The 17261-nt window shown below is 59.4% G+C and carries 15 protein-coding genes; 2 read left to right on the top strand and 13 right to left on the bottom strand.

Annotated elements, in window-relative coordinates; all coding sequences use genetic code 11:
* Nucleotides 1-8: 8 nt before the first annotated feature.
* Together N4Q37_RS25775 and N4Q37_RS25770 are read right to left on the bottom strand one after the other, a co-directional pair.
* On the bottom strand, nt 9-470 hold the full coding sequence (locus N4Q37_RS25775) for a PaaI family thioesterase (protein ID WP_260962977.1): 462 nt from the start codon (nt 468-470) through the stop codon (nt 9-11).
* Nucleotides 467-943 carry a PaaI family thioesterase gene (locus N4Q37_RS25770; protein WP_260962975.1) on the bottom strand — a complete coding sequence of 159 codons (477 nt, stop codon included), beginning with the start codon at nt 941-943 and terminating at the stop codon, nt 467-469. Before N4Q37_RS25770 ends, N4Q37_RS25775 begins: the two co-directional genes overlap by 4 nt.
* 156 nt (nt 944-1099) lie before the next feature.
* Here N4Q37_RS25770 and N4Q37_RS25765 point away from each other — a divergent pair, with 156 nt between their 5' ends.
* Nucleotides 1100-1351 carry a hypothetical protein gene (locus N4Q37_RS25765; protein WP_260962973.1) on the top strand — a complete coding sequence of 84 codons (252 nt, stop codon included), beginning with the start codon at nt 1100-1102 and terminating at the stop codon, nt 1349-1351.
* 222 nt (nt 1352-1573) lie between these two features.
* On the opposite strand, the gene N4Q37_RS25760 is transcribed toward N4Q37_RS25765, so the two are convergent.
* The 11 genes from N4Q37_RS25760 to sdhC all read right to left on the bottom strand — a co-directional run bounded on the left by N4Q37_RS25760 (nt 1574) and on the right by sdhC (nt 15475).
* On the bottom strand, nt 1574-2311 hold the full coding sequence (locus N4Q37_RS25760; RefSeq protein ID WP_260962971.1) for a DUF599 domain-containing protein: 738 nt from the start codon (nt 2309-2311) through the stop codon (nt 1574-1576).
* A gap of 146 nt (nt 2312-2457) precedes the next feature.
* Nucleotides 2458-3771 carry a branched-chain amino acid transport system II carrier protein gene (brnQ, locus tag N4Q37_RS25755; protein WP_260962969.1) on the bottom strand — a complete coding sequence of 438 codons (1314 nt, stop codon included), beginning with the start codon at nt 3769-3771 and terminating at the stop codon, nt 2458-2460.
* Nucleotides 3772-4102: 331 nt separating this feature from the next.
* A complete protein-coding gene (gene sucD / locus N4Q37_RS25750; RefSeq protein ID WP_053149972.1) occupies nt 4103-4987 on the bottom strand; it encodes a succinate--CoA ligase subunit alpha in 885 nt (294 codons plus the stop codon).
* Nucleotides 4987-6153, bottom strand: a complete 1167-nt coding sequence (sucC, locus tag N4Q37_RS25745; RefSeq protein ID WP_130203743.1) for an ADP-forming succinate--CoA ligase subunit beta — start codon at nt 6151-6153, stop codon at nt 4987-4989. The genes sucD and sucC overlap by 1 nt, the downstream gene beginning before the upstream one ends.
* A 197-nt stretch (nt 6154-6350) precedes the next feature.
* Nucleotides 6351-7787 (bottom strand): dihydrolipoyl dehydrogenase, encoded by a 1437-nt coding sequence (gene lpdA / locus N4Q37_RS25740; protein WP_260962965.1) that lies wholly within the window; start codon nt 7785-7787, stop codon nt 6351-6353.
* Between the two features lie 97 nt (nt 7788-7884).
* Complete coding sequence (gene odhB, locus N4Q37_RS25735) at nt 7885-9108, bottom strand: 2-oxoglutarate dehydrogenase complex dihydrolipoyllysine-residue succinyltransferase (RefSeq protein ID WP_260962962.1); 1224 nt, start codon at nt 9106-9108, stop codon at nt 7885-7887.
* Between the two features lie 42 nt (nt 9109-9150).
* On the bottom strand, nt 9151-11982 hold the full coding sequence (locus tag N4Q37_RS25730; RefSeq protein WP_260962961.1) for a 2-oxoglutarate dehydrogenase E1 component: 2832 nt from the start codon (nt 11980-11982) through the stop codon (nt 9151-9153).
* Between the two features lie 264 nt (nt 11983-12246).
* Nucleotides 12247-12951 (bottom strand): succinate dehydrogenase iron-sulfur subunit, encoded by a 705-nt coding sequence (locus N4Q37_RS25725; protein ID WP_024780617.1) that lies wholly within the window; start codon nt 12949-12951, stop codon nt 12247-12249.
* An 11-nt stretch (nt 12952-12962) separates the two neighbouring features.
* Nucleotides 12963-14735 (bottom strand): succinate dehydrogenase flavoprotein subunit, encoded by a 1773-nt coding sequence (gene sdhA, locus N4Q37_RS25720; protein ID WP_260962956.1) that lies wholly within the window; start codon nt 14733-14735, stop codon nt 12963-12965.
* A gap of 3 nt (nt 14736-14738) precedes the next feature.
* Nucleotides 14739-15107 (bottom strand): succinate dehydrogenase, hydrophobic membrane anchor protein, encoded by a 369-nt coding sequence (sdhD, locus tag N4Q37_RS25715; protein WP_260962954.1) that lies wholly within the window; start codon nt 15105-15107, stop codon nt 14739-14741.
* On the bottom strand, nt 15101-15475 hold the full coding sequence (gene sdhC, locus N4Q37_RS25710) for a succinate dehydrogenase, cytochrome b556 subunit (RefSeq protein ID WP_003179220.1): 375 nt from the start codon (nt 15473-15475) through the stop codon (nt 15101-15103). The genes sdhD and sdhC overlap by 7 nt, the downstream gene beginning before the upstream one ends.
* 365 nt (nt 15476-15840) lie before the next feature.
* Here sdhC and gltA point away from each other — a divergent pair, with 365 nt between their 5' ends.
* Complete coding sequence (gltA, locus tag N4Q37_RS25705) at nt 15841-17130, top strand: citrate synthase (RefSeq protein WP_260962950.1); 1290 nt, start codon at nt 15841-15843, stop codon at nt 17128-17130.
* Nucleotides 17131-17261: the final 131 nt, after the last annotated feature.

The raw sequence follows: 17261 nt of genomic DNA, 5'->3' as shown, positions 1-17261 counted from the left end.
TGGTGATTTCAAGGGCGGGCTGTTTTCGCAGGCTCCTGCACCTTGAAATGCGCCCGGGCGGTGGCGATGGGTTCGGCCTCGACGTCTTGCCAGGCGGTGATCGCAACGTTCGCCACCCGCCGCCCTTGGCGCCACACCTGGCATCTGGCGTAGGTGTCGCGAAACTGCCCGGCGCGCAGGTAATCCAGGGAGAAATCGATGATTTTCGGCACGCTCGTCACACCGATGGCGATCAACAGATGAACGGCAGCCGCCAGTTCCATGAACCCGGCGATGACCCCGCCGTGGATCGCGGGCAGCAAAGGGTTGCCAATGTTGTCCTTGTTGGCCGGCAGGCAAAACAGCAGTTCATCGCCTTGGCGCGTGCATTGGATGCCGATCAGTTGTGCATAGGGAATCGATGCCAGCAGCAATCCGTAGTCGCCCTGCTCACAGGCCTGGCGCAGTCGTTCTTGGGTAATCTCGGTCATGATTTGTCCACGACGGCCATCGGGCCTCCTTTTGTAAGGCCACGGGCATGCTGGCCCAGGCGCATGAACGTGCCGACCACATGGGCGATGGGCTGTTCGGGGTCATCCTGATAGGCGAACCCGCGGGTGAAAATCACGTCTGGAGTGACCCGGTAGCATTGTGCAAAACCATAGACGTCCTTATGGGGCTCGGCGGCGTGCATATAGTCGATGCGCAGGTCCAGGGTCGGACAGACCTCGAACTGCGGCAGCACGCACAAGGTCGACATGCCACACGCCGTGTCCATCAGTGAGGTCAACGCCCCGCCGTGGATAATGCCCGTCAGGGGGTTGTCAACGATCTGCGGGCTGAACGGCAGGACGACCGTCAGTCCGTCTCGACTGGCACTGTGCAACTTCAAGCCCAGCACCTGGCAATGCCTCAATGCGGATAAAAAGCGTGTCGCACGCTCAAAAACGGGATCTTCAGCCATTTCATCAATGCCCTTTTTCTACGGGTGCCGGAAAACAGGCGTACGCCATAAAGTTCCGCTGTGGTGCAAAGTTATATATCTGTCGCAAAAGAGGAACTTAACCTGAGGGGGTGTGCTCAAAAGGCCAGTAGTTACTTCCATAAGGAGAAACACCCCATGCGTAAGACTTTAGCTATTGCCTTGATGTTGGCCGCCTCCCTCGGCCTCGCCGCCTGCGACAAGAAATCCGAGGACAAGGCTCAAGATGCCCAACAACATGCTGAGCAAGCTCAGCAAGACATGAACAAAGCACAGGATAAAGTGAACGACGCGGCGAAAGAAAACGCCGAAGCCGCCAAAGATCAGGCCGAATCGAACAAAGCCGCCACGCAGGAACAAGCCCCTGCCACCGCGCCTAAGACCAACTGATACGGTTTTAGGTTTTGAACGAAAAGTGCCTGCGCGATGATCATGCTGCGTTGAAAACAGGCTCGGAATGCTCATTTACAATCAGTAAACTGCGCTTCCTCGCCTGTTTTCGCCTTGCCTAATCACCGCTCGGCGACTTTTCGTTCAATCCTTAGCCACAAAAGAAAACCCGCCTGGTGCGGGTTTTCTTTTGCCTGGAGCCTGGACAGATTGGCGTTTCTGTCAGGTTGCATCCTTGCCAACTTCCGGTATCGGCACTTCCGTTGGCGTATAGACCATGACATCCAGCACATCGGAATGAAATTCACGTTGATAGAGCACAAACACCACACCGGCACTCATCAACATGAATAACCACGGGCTGACAAACCAGGCCAACATGGTCATGCCGAAATAATAAGAGCGCAGGCCGAAGTTGAACTGGTTGGCCGCCATCGAAATAACCCGTGCCGCCCGCAGTGCAAAAGCCTTGCGCTCCTGCTCCGAGACATGACGTTCACCGATCATCGGCGCCGACCCCACCAACACCGCCGCGAAATTGTATTGGCGCATGCACCAGCTGAAGGTGAAGAAGGCATAGACAAACACCAGTGCCAGGCACAGCAACTTGAGTTCCGCCATGCCCTGGGAGGCCTGCTGCACCAACGGCAGGTCCGCCAGCAGCGACACCGCCCGATCAGAGGCCCCGAGGACCGTCAGGATGCCGGCGAGGATAATCAGCGTACTGGACGCGAAGAATGACGCGTTGCGCTCCAGGTTGCCGATCACGCTGGCGTCGGCGATGCGGTTTTCGCGCAGCAACATGCGGCGCATCCAGTCTTCGCGGTACAGGTGCATCACACTGGCCAGGCACGCGGTGTCGCGTGCCTTCCAGGTGGCATAACGGGTATAGCCCGCCCAGCAGGTGATGAACCAGGCGGCGGCCAGAAGATGGATCAGATTGGCTTGGATGAATGGCATGCAATTCCTTGTGGGTCTTTGTGTAAGCCTTTCGAGGCACTGCTTCGACGTTAGTCCATGGAAAAAGACACTGCACCTGAAAAAAATGCCCCGTATCAATTGATACGGGGCATTTCGGTATAACCAGTGAGGCTGTGGATAACCGCTTACGCCAAGGCTTCGCTGCGCTTGCCCAACAGACGGTCACACACCACGGCGACCGCCAGGGTCATGACCGATGGCACCAGCCAGGCCAGGCCTTGCTCGCTCAGCGGCAGGTGGGCCAGTTGTGCCGGCATCCAGTCCGCCAGTCCAGCGCCCTTGAGCGCATCGATCAGGCCAAACAGGAACGACACCAGCATCACCGGACCGACGATGCGCCCCTGCTCGTGCCAGAAGTCCTTGCAGAAGCTCAAGGCGACCAGGGCGATGCACGGCGGATAGATAGCGGTCAGGACCGGAATCGAGAAGGCGATCAGCTTGGTCAGGCCCAGGTTGGACACCAGCAGCGAAAACGCCGCCAGGATCACCACCAAGGTCTTGTAGGACAGCGGCAGGATGCGGCTGAAGTACTCCGCGCAGGCGCATGTCAGGCCGACCGCGGTTACCAGGCACGCGAGGGAAATCAGCACGGCGAGGAAACCACTGCCCAGGTTACCGAACGTGTGCTGCACGTAGGCATGCAGCACCGCCGCGCCGTTGGTCGCGCCCACCGCCACTGCATGGCTGCCCGAACCGAGGCGGAACAGACTGACATAGACCAGCGCCAGGCCCACCCCGGCGATCAGTCCGGCGATGATGGCGTAGCGGGTGATCAAGGCTGGCGACTCGACACCACGGGAACGGATCGCGTTCACGATGACGATGCCAAACACCAAGGCGCCCAAGGTGTCCATGGTCAGGTAGCCATTGATGAAGCCTTGGGAGAACGGTGCCGCCACATACTCGGGGGTCGCCACGCCGATGTCACCGGCCGGCAGGGCAAACGCGGCGATGCCCAGCACGGCCAGGGCGATGATCTTCAGCGGGGCGAGGAAACGTCCGACGGTGTCCAGCAAGCGGCCTGGGTAAAGCGAGATGAAGAACACCACCAGGAAATACACCGCGCTGTAGAGGAACAGTGCCAGCGGGCTCTCGCCGGTCAGCGGCGCCAGGCCGACTTCGAAGGAGACGGTAGCCGTACGTGGGGTGGCGAACAGCGGGCCGACCGCCAGGTAGCACACCGCCGCCAACACGCCACCAGCGAGCTTGCCGATGGGGCTGCTCAGGGCGTCCATCGCGCCACCGACCTTGGCCAGCGCGACGACGGTGACGACCGGCAGCCCGACCGCGGTAATCAGGAAACCCAGCGCCGCCATCCAGACATGAGGTCCGGACTGCAAACCGACGATAGGAGGGAAGATGATGTTGCCAGCCCCGACGAACAGGGCAAAAGTCATGAAACCAAGCGCCAGGACATCCTGGCCTTTCAACGCTTTCATTAAGGAAACCACACTACTGAATCGGAATTTAGAGAGGGATTTCCCTTATGGGTGAGGGAAATGCTGTCGATCCGTATAAGACCGACCCGGTTAGCGCGTCGCGTCCTTGTGGGCAGCAGCCGCAGAAAATCGCGGACAGCCTAACGAATTTATGGGAAAAACGCACTGTTAAGGGGCGAACTATCCGATGCGCGACAGCCTCTTGTCGCGTTTACGTATCTATTTTTCCTGCGCAGAACCTGTGGCGAGGGAGCCACAGGTCCTGCTCCCGAAAACGACAGAGGCCACCCGAAGGTGGCCTCTGTTGCTGGAACAAAAAGTCAGCCGAAGCTTACTTCTTCATTTCCCAGCCAGTCAGCTCGGCCAGGGCCTTGCCGATGTCTGCCAGCGAACGCACGGTTTTCACGCCTGCGTCTTGCAGTGCAGCGAACTTCTCGTCTGCAGTGCCTTTGCCGCCAGAGATGATTGCGCCAGCATGGCCCATGCGCTTGCCCGGAGGAGCAGTCACACCTGCGATGTAGGAAACAACCGGCTTGGTCACGTTTGCCTTGATGAAGGCAGCCGCTTCTTCTTCAGCCGAACCGCCGATCTCACCGATCATCACGATCGCTTCGGTCTTCGGGTCTTCCTGGAACAGCTTCAGGATGTCGATGAAGTTGGAGCCTGGGATCGGGTCACCGCCGATGCCGACGCAAGTCGACTGACCGAAACCGGCGTCAGTGGTCTGCTTCACAGCTTCGTAGGTCAGGGTGCCGGAACGGGAAACGATACCGACCTTGCCTGGCAAGTGAATGTGACCTGGCATGATGCCGATCTTGCATTCGCCTGGAGTGATCACGCCTGGGCAGTTAGGGCCGATCAGGGTGATACCCAGCTCGTCGCACTTGACCTTGGCTTCCAGCATGTCGATGGTCGGGATGCCTTCGGTGATGCAGACGATCAGCTTGATGCCGCCGAAAGCAGCTTCCAGGATCGAGTCCTTGCAGAAAGGAGCTGGAACGTAGATCACGCTGGCGGTGGCGCCAGTGGCGGCTACAGCGTCTTTCACGGTGTTGAACACTGGCAGGCCCAGGTGCTCGGTGCCGCCTTTGCCTGGAGTCACGCCGCCCACCATCTGGGTGCCGTACTCGATGGCTTGCTGAGTGTGGAAGCTACCCTGCGAACCGGTGATACCCTGGCAGATAACCTTGGTGTCTTTATTGATCAGGACGCTCATTATTTGCCCTCCGCAGCTTTAACAACTTGTTGAGCAGCGTCGGTCAGGCTGGTAGCAGCGATGATGTTCAAACCGCTTTCTGCCAGTACTTTAGCGCCCAGCTCAGCGTTGTTGCCTTCGAGGCGAACAACAACCGGGATTTTCACGCCGACTTCTTTCACGGCGCCGATGATGCCTTCGGCAATCATGTCGCAGCGAACGATGCCGCCGAAGATGTTGACCAGTACTGCGGCGACGTTGGTGTCGGACAGGATGATCTTGAAGGCTTCGGTTACGCGTTCCTTGGTAGCACCACCGCCTACGTCGAGGAAGTTGGCTGGCTTGCCGCCGTGCAGGTTGACGATGTCCATGGTACCCATGGCCAGGCCGGCACCGTTGACCATGCAGCCGATGTTACCTTCCAGGGCTACGTAGTTCAGTTCGAACTTGGCAGCGTGCGCTTCGCGCGGATCGTCTTGCGACGGATCGTGGAAAGTCTTCAGCTTAGGCTGACGGTACATGGCGTTGGCGTCGATGTTGATCTTGGCATCGAGGCAGTGCAGGTCGCCGTCGGCCTTGATCACCAGCGGGTTGACTTCCAGCAGGGCCAGGTCGTGATCCTGGAACAGCTTGGCCAGGCCAACGAAGATCTTGGCGAACTGAGCAACCTGCTTGCCTTCCAGACCCAGCTGGAATGCCAGCTCACGACCCTGGAATGGCTGTGCGCCAACCAGTGGATCGATAGTGGCCTTGAGGATTTTCTCAGGGGTGTCGTGGGCGATTTTCTCGATGTCCACGCCACCTTCGGTGGAAGCCATGAACACGATGCGGCGGCTCGAACGGTCAACGACAGCGCCCAGGTACAGCTCTTTAGCGATATCAGTGCACGATTCAACCAGGATCTTGGTGACTGGCTGACCGTTGGCATCAGTCTGGTAAGTCACCAGACGCTTGCCCAGCCACTGCTGTGCGAAGGCCTTGGCGTCTTCTTTGCTGCGAACCAGCTTGACGCCGCCCGCTTTACCGCGACCACCGGCGTGAACCTGGGCTTTGACAACCCACTCGCTGCCGCCGATTTTGTCGCAAGCTTCTGCTGCTGCTTCCGGGGTGTCTACCGCGTAGCCTGTGGATACTGGCAGGCCGTACTCAGCGAACAGCTGCTTACCCTGATACTCGTGAAGATTCATGCTTATTACCGTCTTCGTTTAGGTACTGCGCATTCGGTGCTGCACCGTTCCAGTGCCGCACCACCTGTGACTGCTGCTTGCGTAGCCTTCCGGTGAACCGGTCCAGCTACGCAAGACTGCGTCCAGCGGACATTCCGCGGTGAGTCTTGCGCGCAAGGCTCACGACGGGCCGAACCGCCGTGGTTTCTTATTATTGATTAACGCTTCTTGCGGTTGGCCACGTGGATGGCGCCGCCGTTCACGGCCAGGGCCGCTTCGTGCAAGGCTTCGGACAGGGTCGGATGGGAGAAGACCATCATGCCCAGGTCTTCAGCGCTGGTGCCGAATTCCATGCCGATCGCGCCTTGCTGTACCAGCTCGGCAGCGCTTGGGCCGATGACGTGAACACCCAGTACGCGATCCGTCTTGGCATCGGCAATGACTTTCACGAAACCGCCGGTATCGTTGGCTGCCATGGCGCGGCCACTGGCGGCGAACGGGAAGGTGCCGACGTTAACCTCAACACCTTCGGCTTTCAAGGCCTGCTCGGTTTTACCGACCCATGCGATTTCCGGGTGGGTGTAGATGACCGATGGGATCAGGTCGTAGTTCATCTGGGCTTTATGGCCCTTGATGCGCTCGACGACCATGATGCCCTCCTCCGAAGCCTTGTGGGCCAGCATCATGCCACGAACCACGTCACCGATGGCGTAGACGCCCGGTACGGTGGTGGCGCAGTAATCGTCAACTTTGAGGAAACCGCGCTCGTCGATTTCCACGCCGCTGTCAGCAGCCAGCAGGTCGGTGGTCACCGGACGACGGCCAACCGCGACGATCAGTTTGTCGAAAGTGATGGTTTGCTCGCCATTGGCGTCGGTGTAGTTCACCACGACTTCTTCGCCGTTGACCTTGGAGCCGGTCACGCGGGCGCCCAGCTTGATGTCCAGGCCCTGCTTGGTCAGGGTTTTCAGCGCTTCCTTGGAAACAGCGGTGTCGGCGGCCATCAGGAACGTGTCGAGGGCTTCCAGGACGGTCACTTGTGCACCCAGGCGCGACCAGACCGAACCCAGTTCCAGGCCGATCACGCCAGCGCCGATCACACCCAGGCGCTTAGGCACAGCCTGGAATTCCAGGGCGCCAGTGGAGTCGACGATGACGTTCTGGTCAACCGGTGCAGGCGGGATGTCGATCGGACGCGAGCCCGGTGCCAGGATGACGTTCTCGGCCTCGATCACTTCAACCGAACCGTCTGGCTTGGTCACTTCGACCTTCTTGCCCAGCAACAGCTTGCCGTGGCCCTGGATCGAAGTCACGCCGTTGGCCTTGAACAGGGTGGCAACGCCGCCAGTCAGGTTCTTGACGATGCCAGCCTTGCGGCCAACCATCGCAGCGACGTCCATCTTGACTTCGCCGGTGGAGATACCATGGACGTTGAAGCTTTCTTTCGCTTCCTTGTATTTCCAGGAGCTGTCCAGCAGTGCCTTGGAAGGAATGCAGCCTACGTTCAGGCAGGTGCCGCCCAGGGCTTGCTTGCCTTCGGCATCGGTGTACTTCTCGATGCAGGCAGTGCTCAGACCGAGTTGCGCGGCCTTGATGGCAGCCACGTAGCCGCCAGGGCCAGCACCGATCACTACTACGTCAAATTTCTGCGACATTCAAAAAATCCTCTTTAGCGAAAAGCTTCAAGCCGCAAGCCACAAGCCAGGCCGCCGTTTCACGCAGCCTGGAACTTGCAGCTCATGGCTGCTTCTATCAGATATCCAGCAACAGACGAGCCGGATCTTCCAGCAGGTTCTTGATGGTCACCAGGAAGGTTACAGCTTCTTTGCCATCGATCAGACGGTGATCGTAGGACAGTGCCAGGTACATCATCGGGCGGATCACGACCTGGCCGTTGATGGCCATCGGACGCTGGATGATGTTGTGCATGCCCAGGATTGCCGCTTGCGGCGGGTTGACGATCGGAGTCGACATCATCGAACCGAATGTACCACCGTTGGTGATGGTGAACGTACCGCCGGTCATTTCTTCGATGGACAGCTTGCCGTCACGGGCCTTCTTGCCGAAGGTGGCGATGCCGCCTTCGATTTCGGCCAGGCTCATCAGCTCGGCGTTACGCAGTACCGGAACCACCAGGCCACGGTCGCTGGAAACCGCGACACCGATGTCGGCATAGCCGTGGTAGACGATGTCGGAACCGTCGATCGACGCGTTGACAGCCGGGAAGCGTTTCAGCGCTTCGGTGGCAGCCTTGACGAAGAACGACATGAAGCCCAGGCGCACGCCGTTGTGGGACTTCTCGAACAGATCCTTGTACTTCGAACGCAGGGCCATGACTTCGGTCATGTCGACTTCGTTGAAGGTGGTCAGCATCGCCATGTTCGACTGGGCTTCGACCAGGCGCTCGGCAACCTTGGCACGCAGGCGGGTCATCGGAACGCGCTTCTCGACGCGGTCACCAGCGGCGAACACCGGCGCGGCAGCGGCCGGGGCGGCAGCCTTGGCAGGTGCGGCAGCCGGGGCGGCTTTCTTGGCGGCAACGGCGGCTACCACGTCTTCCTTGGTCACGCGACCGCCCTTGCCGGTGCCGGCAACGGAAGCGATGTTGATGCCGTTTTCTTCTGCGATCTTGCGAGCGGCAGGCGCGGCGACTGGGTCGTCTTCGCCATCGGCAGCAGGGGCAGCAGCCTGGGCAGCGGCTGGAGCAGCAGCGGCAGCCGGAGCGGCGGCAGCGGCGCCACCTTCAACGATCGAGCCCAGCACTTCGTCGGACAGGACGGTGTCGCCTTCGTTCTTGACGATAGCGCCCAGCACGCCGTCGGCAGTCGCCAGGACTTCCAGCACGACCTTGTCGGTCTCGATGTCGACGATCAGTTCGTCACGCTTGACGACGTCGCCCGGTTGCTTGTGCCAGGTGGCAACGGTGCCATCGGCAACCGATTCCGGGAAAGTGGGGGCTTTGATCTCGATAGCCATTGTCTTTGGTTCCTTAAATTCGGTTTCAGGTGCGCGAAGGCGTTAAACGGTAAACGCGTCTTGCAGCAGTTGTTCCTGCTGCTCGGCGTGCATCGATGCGTAACCGCATGCAGGTGCAGCAGAAGCCTCGCGGCCCGCGTACTCGAGTACGAGAGACTTGTTGAGGTTGCCGACGCTGCGACGCAGGTGGTGTTGGCTGCAGTACCAGGCACCCTGGTTCATCGGCTCTTCCTGACACCAGACAGCCGCTTTGGCATTGGTGTAAGGCGCCAGGACTTCCTTCAGGTCGTCCTCAGGGAATGGGTACAGCTGCTCGATACGCACGATGGCGATATCTTCACGGCCTTCGGCACGACGTTTTTCCAGCAGGTCGTAATAGACCTTGCCGCTGCACAGGACAACGCGCTCGACCTTTTTCGGGTCCAGGGCATCGATTTCCGGGATAACGGTATGGAACGAACCGTCGGCCAGGTCTTCGAGCGTCGAGATGGCCAGCTTGTGGCGCAACAGCGACTTCGGCGTCAGGACCACCAGAGGCTTGCGCAGCGGGCGAATCACCTGACGACGCAACAAGTGGTAGATCTGAGCCGGTGTGGTTGGCATGCACACCTGGATGTTGTGCTCGGCGCACAGTTGCAGGTAGCGCTCAAGACGTGCCGAGGAGTGCTCGGGGCCTTGGCCTTCGTAGCCGTGCGGCAGCAGCATGGTCAGGCCGCAGAGACGACCCCACTTGTGCTCGCCACTGGTGATGAACTGGTCGATCACGACCTGTGCACCGTTGGCGAAGTCACCGAACTGGGCTTCCCAGATCACCAGCGCGTTTGGCGTGGTGGTCGAGTAACCGTATTCGAACGCCAGTACGGCTTCTTCCGAAAGGAACGAGTCGTACAGATCGAACAGCGGCTGACCGTCGTACAGGTTCTTCAGCGGAATGTAGGTGCTGGCATCTTTCTGGTTGTGCAAGACAGCATGACGGTGCGAGAACGTACCGCGGCCGATGTCCTGGCCGGTCATGCGGATCGGGTGACCTTCGAACGCCAGGGTCGCGTACGCCATGGTTTCGGCGTAGCCCCAGTTGATCGGCAGGCCGCCGGCTTGCATCTTCTGACGGTCTTCGTAGATCTTCGCAACCTGACGCTGAACCACGAAGCCTTCCGGGATTTCCAGCAGCTTGGCGGACAGTTCCTGCAAGGTCTTGAGGTCGAAGCGCGTGTCGTGACGTGCAGTCCAGGCGTGGCCCAGGTATGGACGCCAGTCCACGAACAACTCTTTGTTCGGCTCCTTGACCAGGCTTTTCACCACGTGCAGACCGTTGTCCAGCGCGCTGCGGTACTCGTCGACCTTGGCCTGGACGCGCTCGGCGTCGAGCACACCGGCCTGGATCAGGCGATCGGCATACAGCTCGCGGGTGGTGCGCTGCTTGGTGATCTGCTGATACATCAGAGGCTGGGTGCCGCTTGGCTCGTCCGCTTCGTTGTGGCCACGACGACGGTAGCAAACCAGGTCGATCACCACGTCACGCTTGAACTGCATGCGGTAGTCGATGGCCAGTTGGGTCACGAACAGCACGGCTTCCGGATCATCGCCATTCACATGGAGGATCGGCGCCTGGATCATCTTCGCGACGTCGGTGGCGTACTCGGTGGAACGCGAGTCCAGCGGGTTGCTGATGGTGAAACCAACCTGGTTGTTGATCACGATGTGCACGGTACCGCCGGTCTTGAAACCGCGGGTCTGCGACATCTGGAAGGTTTCCATGACCACGCCCTGGCCGGCGAACGCCGCGTCACCGTGGATGGAGATCGGCAGGACCTTCTCGCCAGTCGGGTCGTTGCGACGATCCTGGCGGGCACGAACCGACCCCTCGACCACCGGGGAAACGATTTCCAGGTGGGATGGGTTGAATGCCATGGCCAGGTGGACTTCACCGCCGGTGGTCATCACGTTGGACGAGAAGCCCTGGTGGTACTTCACGTCACCGGAGCCCAGCTCGACCTTCTTCTTGCCTTCGAACTCGTCGAACAGCTCGCGCGGGTTCTTGCCGAAGGTGTTGACCAGCACGTTCAGGCGGCCACGGTGGGCCATGCCGATGACCACTTCCTTGGTGCCGTAGGAACCGGAACGCTGGATCAGCTCGTCGAGCATCGGGATCAGGCTTTCGCCGCCTTCCAGGCCGAAACGCTTGGTGCCCGGGTATTTGGTACCCAGGTATTTCTCCAGGCCTTCACCAGCCGTCACGCGCTCCAGCACATGGGTCTTGATGTCGGCGGAGTACGTTGGGCGACCGCGCACGCTTTCCAGACGCTGCTGGAACCACTGGCGCTGCTCGGAATCGGTGATGTGCGTGAATTCAGCGCCGATGGTGCGGCAATATGTCTGCTGCAACGCTTCGTGAATTTCGCGTAGGCTCGCTTCCTCTTTGCCGATGAACAGGTCGCCGGCACGGAAGGTCGTATCAAGATCGGCATTGGTCAAGCCGTAATGATTGATCGACAGGTCTGCAGGTGCAGGACGCTGCCACAGTCCCAGCGGGTCAAGCTGGGCTGCCTGGTGGCCACGCATACGGTAGGCCTGGATCAATCGCAGCACTTCAACTTGCTTCTTCTCATGCTCAGTGCTCACGCTGCCGGCGGAAACCGGTTGGGCGCGGCGCTGGTTCTTTGCCAGCAGCACGAAATGATCGCGAATCGTGGAGTGCGAAACATCGGTGGCAGAGTTGCCTTCGGTCGGCAACTTCTGAAAGTAGGTGCGCCATTCTTCTGGCACAGCGTTAGGGTCGTGCAGGTAGAGCTCGTAGAGCTCTTCCACATAGGCAGCGTTACCACCGGAAAGGTGGGCACTGTTCCACATGCGCTGCATCACGCTTTCTTGCATGCTTGGTCACCCTCGATTAGGGGAGCACCACCGGCGAAGAACACCGAGCAACTTGCAGAAGTCCGAGTGCAGCGACTAAAACAAGCCACTAAGGATCATGCTGATAGTCCGGGTACCAGCCCGGATTCCCCTGCTTGTCTCATTTCTTCAAGATAAAAGAACCGCCGCTTTGTGGGCGGCTGCTCTGGTTATAGCTATGACGCGGGTTGAAGCCCGCGCCTTAGCCTCTACGGGTACAGCGGTCCTACGGGTACAGCAGCTGAATCACACGCCGCTTTGCAGCAGCATGTTACGTACGTGACCGATGGCCTTAGTCGGGTTCAGGCCTTTCGGGCAGACGTTGACGCAGTTCATGATCCCGCGGCAGCGGAATACGCTGAACGGGTCATCCAGTGCAGCCAGACGCTCGGACGTCTTGGTGTCACGGCTGTCTGCCAGGAAGCGGTACGCTTGCAGCAGGGCGGCCGGGCCCAGGAATTTGTCCGGGTTCCACCAGAAGGACGGGCACGAGGTCGAGCAGCAGGCGCACAGGATGCACTCGTACAGACCGTCGAGCTTTTCACGCTCTTCCGGGGACTGCAGACGTTCGATGGCCGGAGCCGGCGTGTCGTTCTGCAGGAATGGCTTCACCTTCTCGTATTGCTTGTAGAAGATGCTCATATCGACGACCAGGTCACGGATAACCGGCAAACCTGGCAGCGGACGTACGATCAGCTTGTTGCCCTTGACCACGGCAGACAGCGGCGTGATGCACGCCAGGCCGTTCTTGCCGTTGATGTTCATGCCGTCGGAGCCGCAAACGCCCTCACGGCACGAGCGACGATAGGAAAAACCTTCGTCCTGTTCCTTGATCAGGGCCAGCACGTCCAGCACCATCAGGTCTTTACCACCGGTATCGACCTGGAAATCCTGCATGAACGGCGCGGCGTCCTGATCAGGGTTGTAACGATAAACACTGACTTGCAACATAGTGGCCACCCTTAATAAGTCCGGACTTTAGGTTCGAAAGTCGGAACAGTCTTCGGCGAGAAGTTCACGGCACGCTTGGCAACGCGTTTCTCACCCGGGAAGTACAGGGTGTGGCACAGCCAGTTTTCGTCGTCACGGTCTTCGTAGTCTTCGCGGGCATGGGCACCACGGGACTCTTTACGCACTTCGGCCGCGATCGCGGTGGCTTCAGCCACTTCCAGCAGGTTTTGCAGCTCCAACGCTTCGATACGCGCAGTGTTGAACGCCTGCGATTTATCGTTGATCTTCACGTTGGCAATTCGTTCACGCAATTGCGCCAACTGGGCAATGCCCTTCTGCATGTATTCGCCGGTACGGAATACACCGAAGTAGTTCTGCATGCAGCTTTGCAGCTCGCGACGCAGGGTGGCCACGTCTTCGCCATCGGTACGGTTGTTCAGCGCGTTCAGGCGCGCCAGGGCCGCATTGATGTTGGCGTCGGTGGCGTCGTCGTATTCGATGCCGTCGCTCAGGGCTTTTTCCAAGTGCAGGCCGGCAGCGCGACCGAATACCACCAGGTCGAGCAGCGAGTTGCCGCCCAGGCGGTTGGCACCGTGAACCGATACGCAAGCCACTTCACCCACTGCGAACAGGCCAGGGATGATTTCGTCCACGCCTTCGGCGTTCTGGGTGATGGCTTGGCCATGAATGTTGGTGGCTACGCCGCCCATCATGTAGTGGCAGGTTGGAACGACTGGAACCGGCGCAACCACTGGATCGACGTGAGCGAAGGTCTTGGACAGTTCGCAAATGCCTGGCAGGCGGCTGTGCAGCACTTCCTCGCCCAGGTGGTCGAGCTTGAGCATCACGTGGTCGCCATTCGGACCGCAACCGTTGCCGGCGATGATCTCTTTAACCATCGAACGGGCAACCACGTCACGACCGGCAAGGTCCTTGGCGTTCGGAGCATAACGCTCCATGAAACGCTCGCCGTGCTTGTTGATCAGGTAACCGCCTTCACCACGGCAACCTTCGGTGACCAGTACACCGGCGCCGGCGATGCCGGTTGGGTGGAACTGCCACATTTCGATGTCTTGTACCGGTACGCCAGCACGCAGGGCCATGCCGACGCCGTCACCGGTGTTGATCAGGGCGTTGGTGGTGGATGCGTAGATACGGCCGGCACCGCCGGTCGCCAGCACGGTGGCTTTCGAACGGATGTAGGTGGTTTCGCCGGTTTCGATGCAGATGGCGATCACGCCGACGAACGCGCCGTCCTGGTTTTTCACCAGGTCAACGGCGTAGTACTCGTTCAGGAACGTGGTACCGGCTTTCAGGTTGCCCTGATAAAGAGTGTGCAGCAGCGCGTGACCGGTACGGTCGGACGCGGCGCAGGTACGGGCAGCCTGCCCGCCTTTGCCGTAATCCTTTGACTGACCGCCGAAAGGACGCTGGTAGATACGACCGGTTTCGGTACGCGAGAACGGCAGGCCCATGTGGTCCAGCTCGAATACCGCGGCCGGGCCTTCCTGACACATGTATTCGATCGCGTCCTGGTCACCGATGTAGTCGGAACCCTTGACGGTATCGTACATGTGCCAGCGCCAGTCATCGTTCGGGTCGGCCGAAGCGATGGCGCAAGTGATGCCGCCCTGGGCGGAAACAGTGTGCGAACGGGTCGGAAAAACCTTGGTGATCACCGCAGTCTTGTGGCCGCCCTGTGCCAATTGCAGCGCTGCGCGCATGCCGGCGCCGCCGCCGCCAATGATGATGGCGTCGAAAGAAATCGTAGGAATGTTAGCCATGAATCAGATACCCCAAAGAATCTGCACACCCCAGACGAAGTAGGCGAACATCGCGACGCCGCATACTGCCTGGAAGAGGAAACGTACGGCAGTCGCCGATTTACCGAACGCCATCGGCGTCAGGTAGTCGGTGGCAATGGTCCACATGCCCACCCAGGCGTGAGCGCCCAGTGCGACAAGCGCCAGCAGACTGAAGATACGCATTCCGTTGTGTGCGAACAGCTCATGCCATTGGGCGTAGCCAAGGCCAGGGTTTGCTATGACATATCCGATCAGGAAAATGAAATAAGCCGCGAGAACGACCGCAGACACACGCTGCGCCATCCAGTCATAGAGGCCCGAACGCGAGAGGTTCGTGACGTTGGTTACCATATCCAGACTCCTGCCAGAACGATCAGCACCGCAGACACGGCGATAATGATTTTCGAGCCCAGCTTGCCGCCTTCCAGCGTCTCACCGATGCCCATGTCCATGATCAAGTGGCGCACACCGGCGACCAAGTGATACAGCAAGGCGGACAGGATGCCCCAAATCACTAGCTTGGCTAGCGGACTGGTCAGACACGCTTTCACCTGACCGAAGCCTTCTTCCGAATCGAGCGACTTGTCCAATGCATAAAGCATGATGGCCAGGCTGACGAAGAGGATGACACCGGAAATACGGTGAAGAATGGACGTGTAAGCAGTGACTGGGAGTTTGATGGTCCTTAGGTCTAGGTTTACAGGTCGTTGGCTTTTCACGGCTTTTTTTTCACACTGAAGAGCCCCTAACAATCAGGGCAAAGTTGTTGGGGCGCGCACTGGTCAGGTACTCACCACCCTGGGAGTGACGACCCCCAGAAAAGCAGGCCCATAAGCCCCTGGCGGTCGGTGGCCGAGTATAGACAGTTAGGCTACTAATGACAACGCGTTCACCTTCCCCTAATAGCGCATTGCACATACGGGACAAAAGGCGTAAATGGCAGGCAATTTCGAGGAAAAAGTCCGGTTAAAGCCTTCTGGAGCAAGACTTTAGGCAAATTGACTTTCGGATTTATCTCACTATAGTGGTGCGGGCCCTGCGTGGGGGGTCTGTCTGATGATTTCAAGCATTAATAGGAGGCCACATGGCTGACAAAAAAGCGCAGTTGATCATCGAGGGCGCAGCCCCCGTCGAGCTGCCCATTTTAACCGGCACCGTTGGTCCCGATGTAATCGACGTTCGCGGCCTGACGGCCACGGGCCGCTTCACCTTCGACCCAGGGTTCATGTCGACCGCTTCGTGCGAGTCGAAGATCACCTATATCGACGGCGATAACGGCATCCTGCTGCACCGCGGCTACCCGATCGAGCAACTGGCTGAAAAATCGGACTACCTGGAAACCTGCTACCTGCTGCTCAACGGCGAGCTGCCAACCGCAGAGCAAAAGGCCCGGTTCGTCAGCACCGTGAAGAACCACACGATGGTTCACGAACAACTGAAGAGCTTCTTCAACGGCTTCCGTCGCGACGCCCACCCGATGGCCGTCATGTGCGGTGTCGTCGGCGCCCTCTCGGCGTTCTACCACGACTCCCTGGACATCAATAACCCCCAGCATCGCGAGATTTCCGCGGTCCGCCTGGTGGCGAAGATGCCGACCCTGGCAGCGATGGTCTACAAGTACTCCATGGGCCAGCCCATGATGTACCCACGCAACGACCTGAACTATGCAGAGAACTTCCTGCATATGATGTTCAACACCCCGTGCGAGATCAAACCGATCAGCCCGGTGCTCGCCAAGGCCATGGACCGGATCTTCATCCTCCACGCCGACCACGAGCAGAACGCCTCCACGTCCACCGTGCGCCTGGCCGGCTCTTCGGGTGCCAACCCGTTCGCCTGTATCGCCGCCGGTATCGCCGCACTCTGGGGCCCGGCCCACGGCGGTGCCAACGAAGCGGTACTGACCATGCTCGATGAAATCGGCGATGTCTCGAACATCGACAAGTTCATTGCCAAGGCCAAGGACAAGAACGATCCGTTCAAGCTGATGGGCTTCGGTCACCGGGTCTACAAGAACCGCGACCCGCGCGCCACCGTCATGAAGCAGACCTGCGACGAAGTGCTCAAGGAACTGGGGATCAAGAACGATCCGCAACTCGAACTGGCCATGCGCCTGGAAGAGATCGCCCTGACCGATCCTTACTTCATCGAGCGCTCGCTGTACCCGAACGTCGACTTCTACTCGGGGATCATCCTCAAGGCGATCGGCATTCCAACCAGCATGTTCACCGTGATCTTCGCCCTGGCGCGGACCGTCGGCTGGATCTCCCACTGGAAGGAGATGCTCTCCAGCCCGTACAAGATCGGTCGCCCACGCCAGTTGTACACCGGCTACGAGTCGCGTGACATCACCAAGCTGGAAGATCGCAAGTAACAAGGTCTGACGCCACACCGAAACGGCCCCTGCTTCTTATATAGAGCAGGGGCCGTTTAATGAGATGGTCACCCCCACACCCTGCGAGGGCTACGCTTTCGCAGGGTGTTTTGTTTTCGGAGGCCATCATC

It is taken from the genome of Pseudomonas citri (genome assembly GCF_025336485.1).
Lineage (GTDB): Bacteria > Pseudomonadota > Gammaproteobacteria > Pseudomonadales > Pseudomonadaceae > Aquipseudomonas > Aquipseudomonas citri.
The sequence above is the reverse complement of the archived record's forward strand: the minus strand, read 5'-3'. Positions and strand labels throughout refer to the sequence as shown.

Bases quoted from the DNA above. Each gene is read 5' to 3' on its own strand.
- brnQ (WP_260962969.1), bottom strand. From the start codon at position 3,771: ATGAAAGCGTTGAAAGGCCAGGATGTCCTGGCGCTTGGTTTCATGACT.
- N4Q37_RS25765 (WP_260962973.1), top strand. From the start codon at position 1,100: ATGCGTAAGACTTTAGCTATTGCCTTGATGTTGGCCGCCTCCCTCGGC.
- lpdA (WP_260962965.1), bottom strand. From the start codon at position 7,787: ATGTCGCAGAAATTTGACGTAGTAGTGATCGGTGCTGGCCCTGGCGGC.
- N4Q37_RS25725 (WP_024780617.1), bottom strand. From the start codon at position 12,951: ATGTTGCAAGTCAGTGTTTATCGTTACAACCCTGATCAGGACGCCGCG.
- odhB (WP_260962962.1), bottom strand. From the start codon at position 9,108: ATGGCTATCGAGATCAAAGCCCCCACTTTCCCGGAATCGGTTGCCGAT.
- sucD (WP_053149972.1), bottom strand. From the start codon at position 4,987: ATGAGCGTCCTGATCAATAAAGACACCAAGGTTATCTGCCAGGGTATC.
- N4Q37_RS25760 (WP_260962971.1), bottom strand. From the start codon at position 2,311: ATGCCATTCATCCAAGCCAATCTGATCCATCTTCTGGCCGCCGCCTGG.
- gltA (WP_260962950.1), top strand. From the start codon at position 15,841: ATGGCTGACAAAAAAGCGCAGTTGATCATCGAGGGCGCAGCCCCCGTC.
- N4Q37_RS25775 (WP_260962977.1), bottom strand. From the start codon at position 470: ATGACCGAGATTACCCAAGAACGACTGCGCCAGGCCTGTGAGCAGGGC.
- sdhA (WP_260962956.1), bottom strand. From the start codon at position 14,735: ATGGCTAACATTCCTACGATTTCTTTCGACGCCATCATCATTGGCGGC.
- sucC (WP_130203743.1), bottom strand. From the start codon at position 6,153: ATGAATCTTCACGAGTATCAGGGTAAGCAGCTGTTCGCTGAGTACGGC.
- sdhD (WP_260962954.1), bottom strand. From the start codon at position 15,107: ATGGTAACCAACGTCACGAACCTCTCGCGTTCGGGCCTCTATGACTGG.
- N4Q37_RS25770 (WP_260962975.1), bottom strand. From the start codon at position 943: ATGGCTGAAGATCCCGTTTTTGAGCGTGCGACACGCTTTTTATCCGCA.
- N4Q37_RS25730 (WP_260962961.1), bottom strand. From the start codon at position 11,982: ATGCAAGAAAGCGTGATGCAGCGCATGTGGAACAGTGCCCACCTTTCC.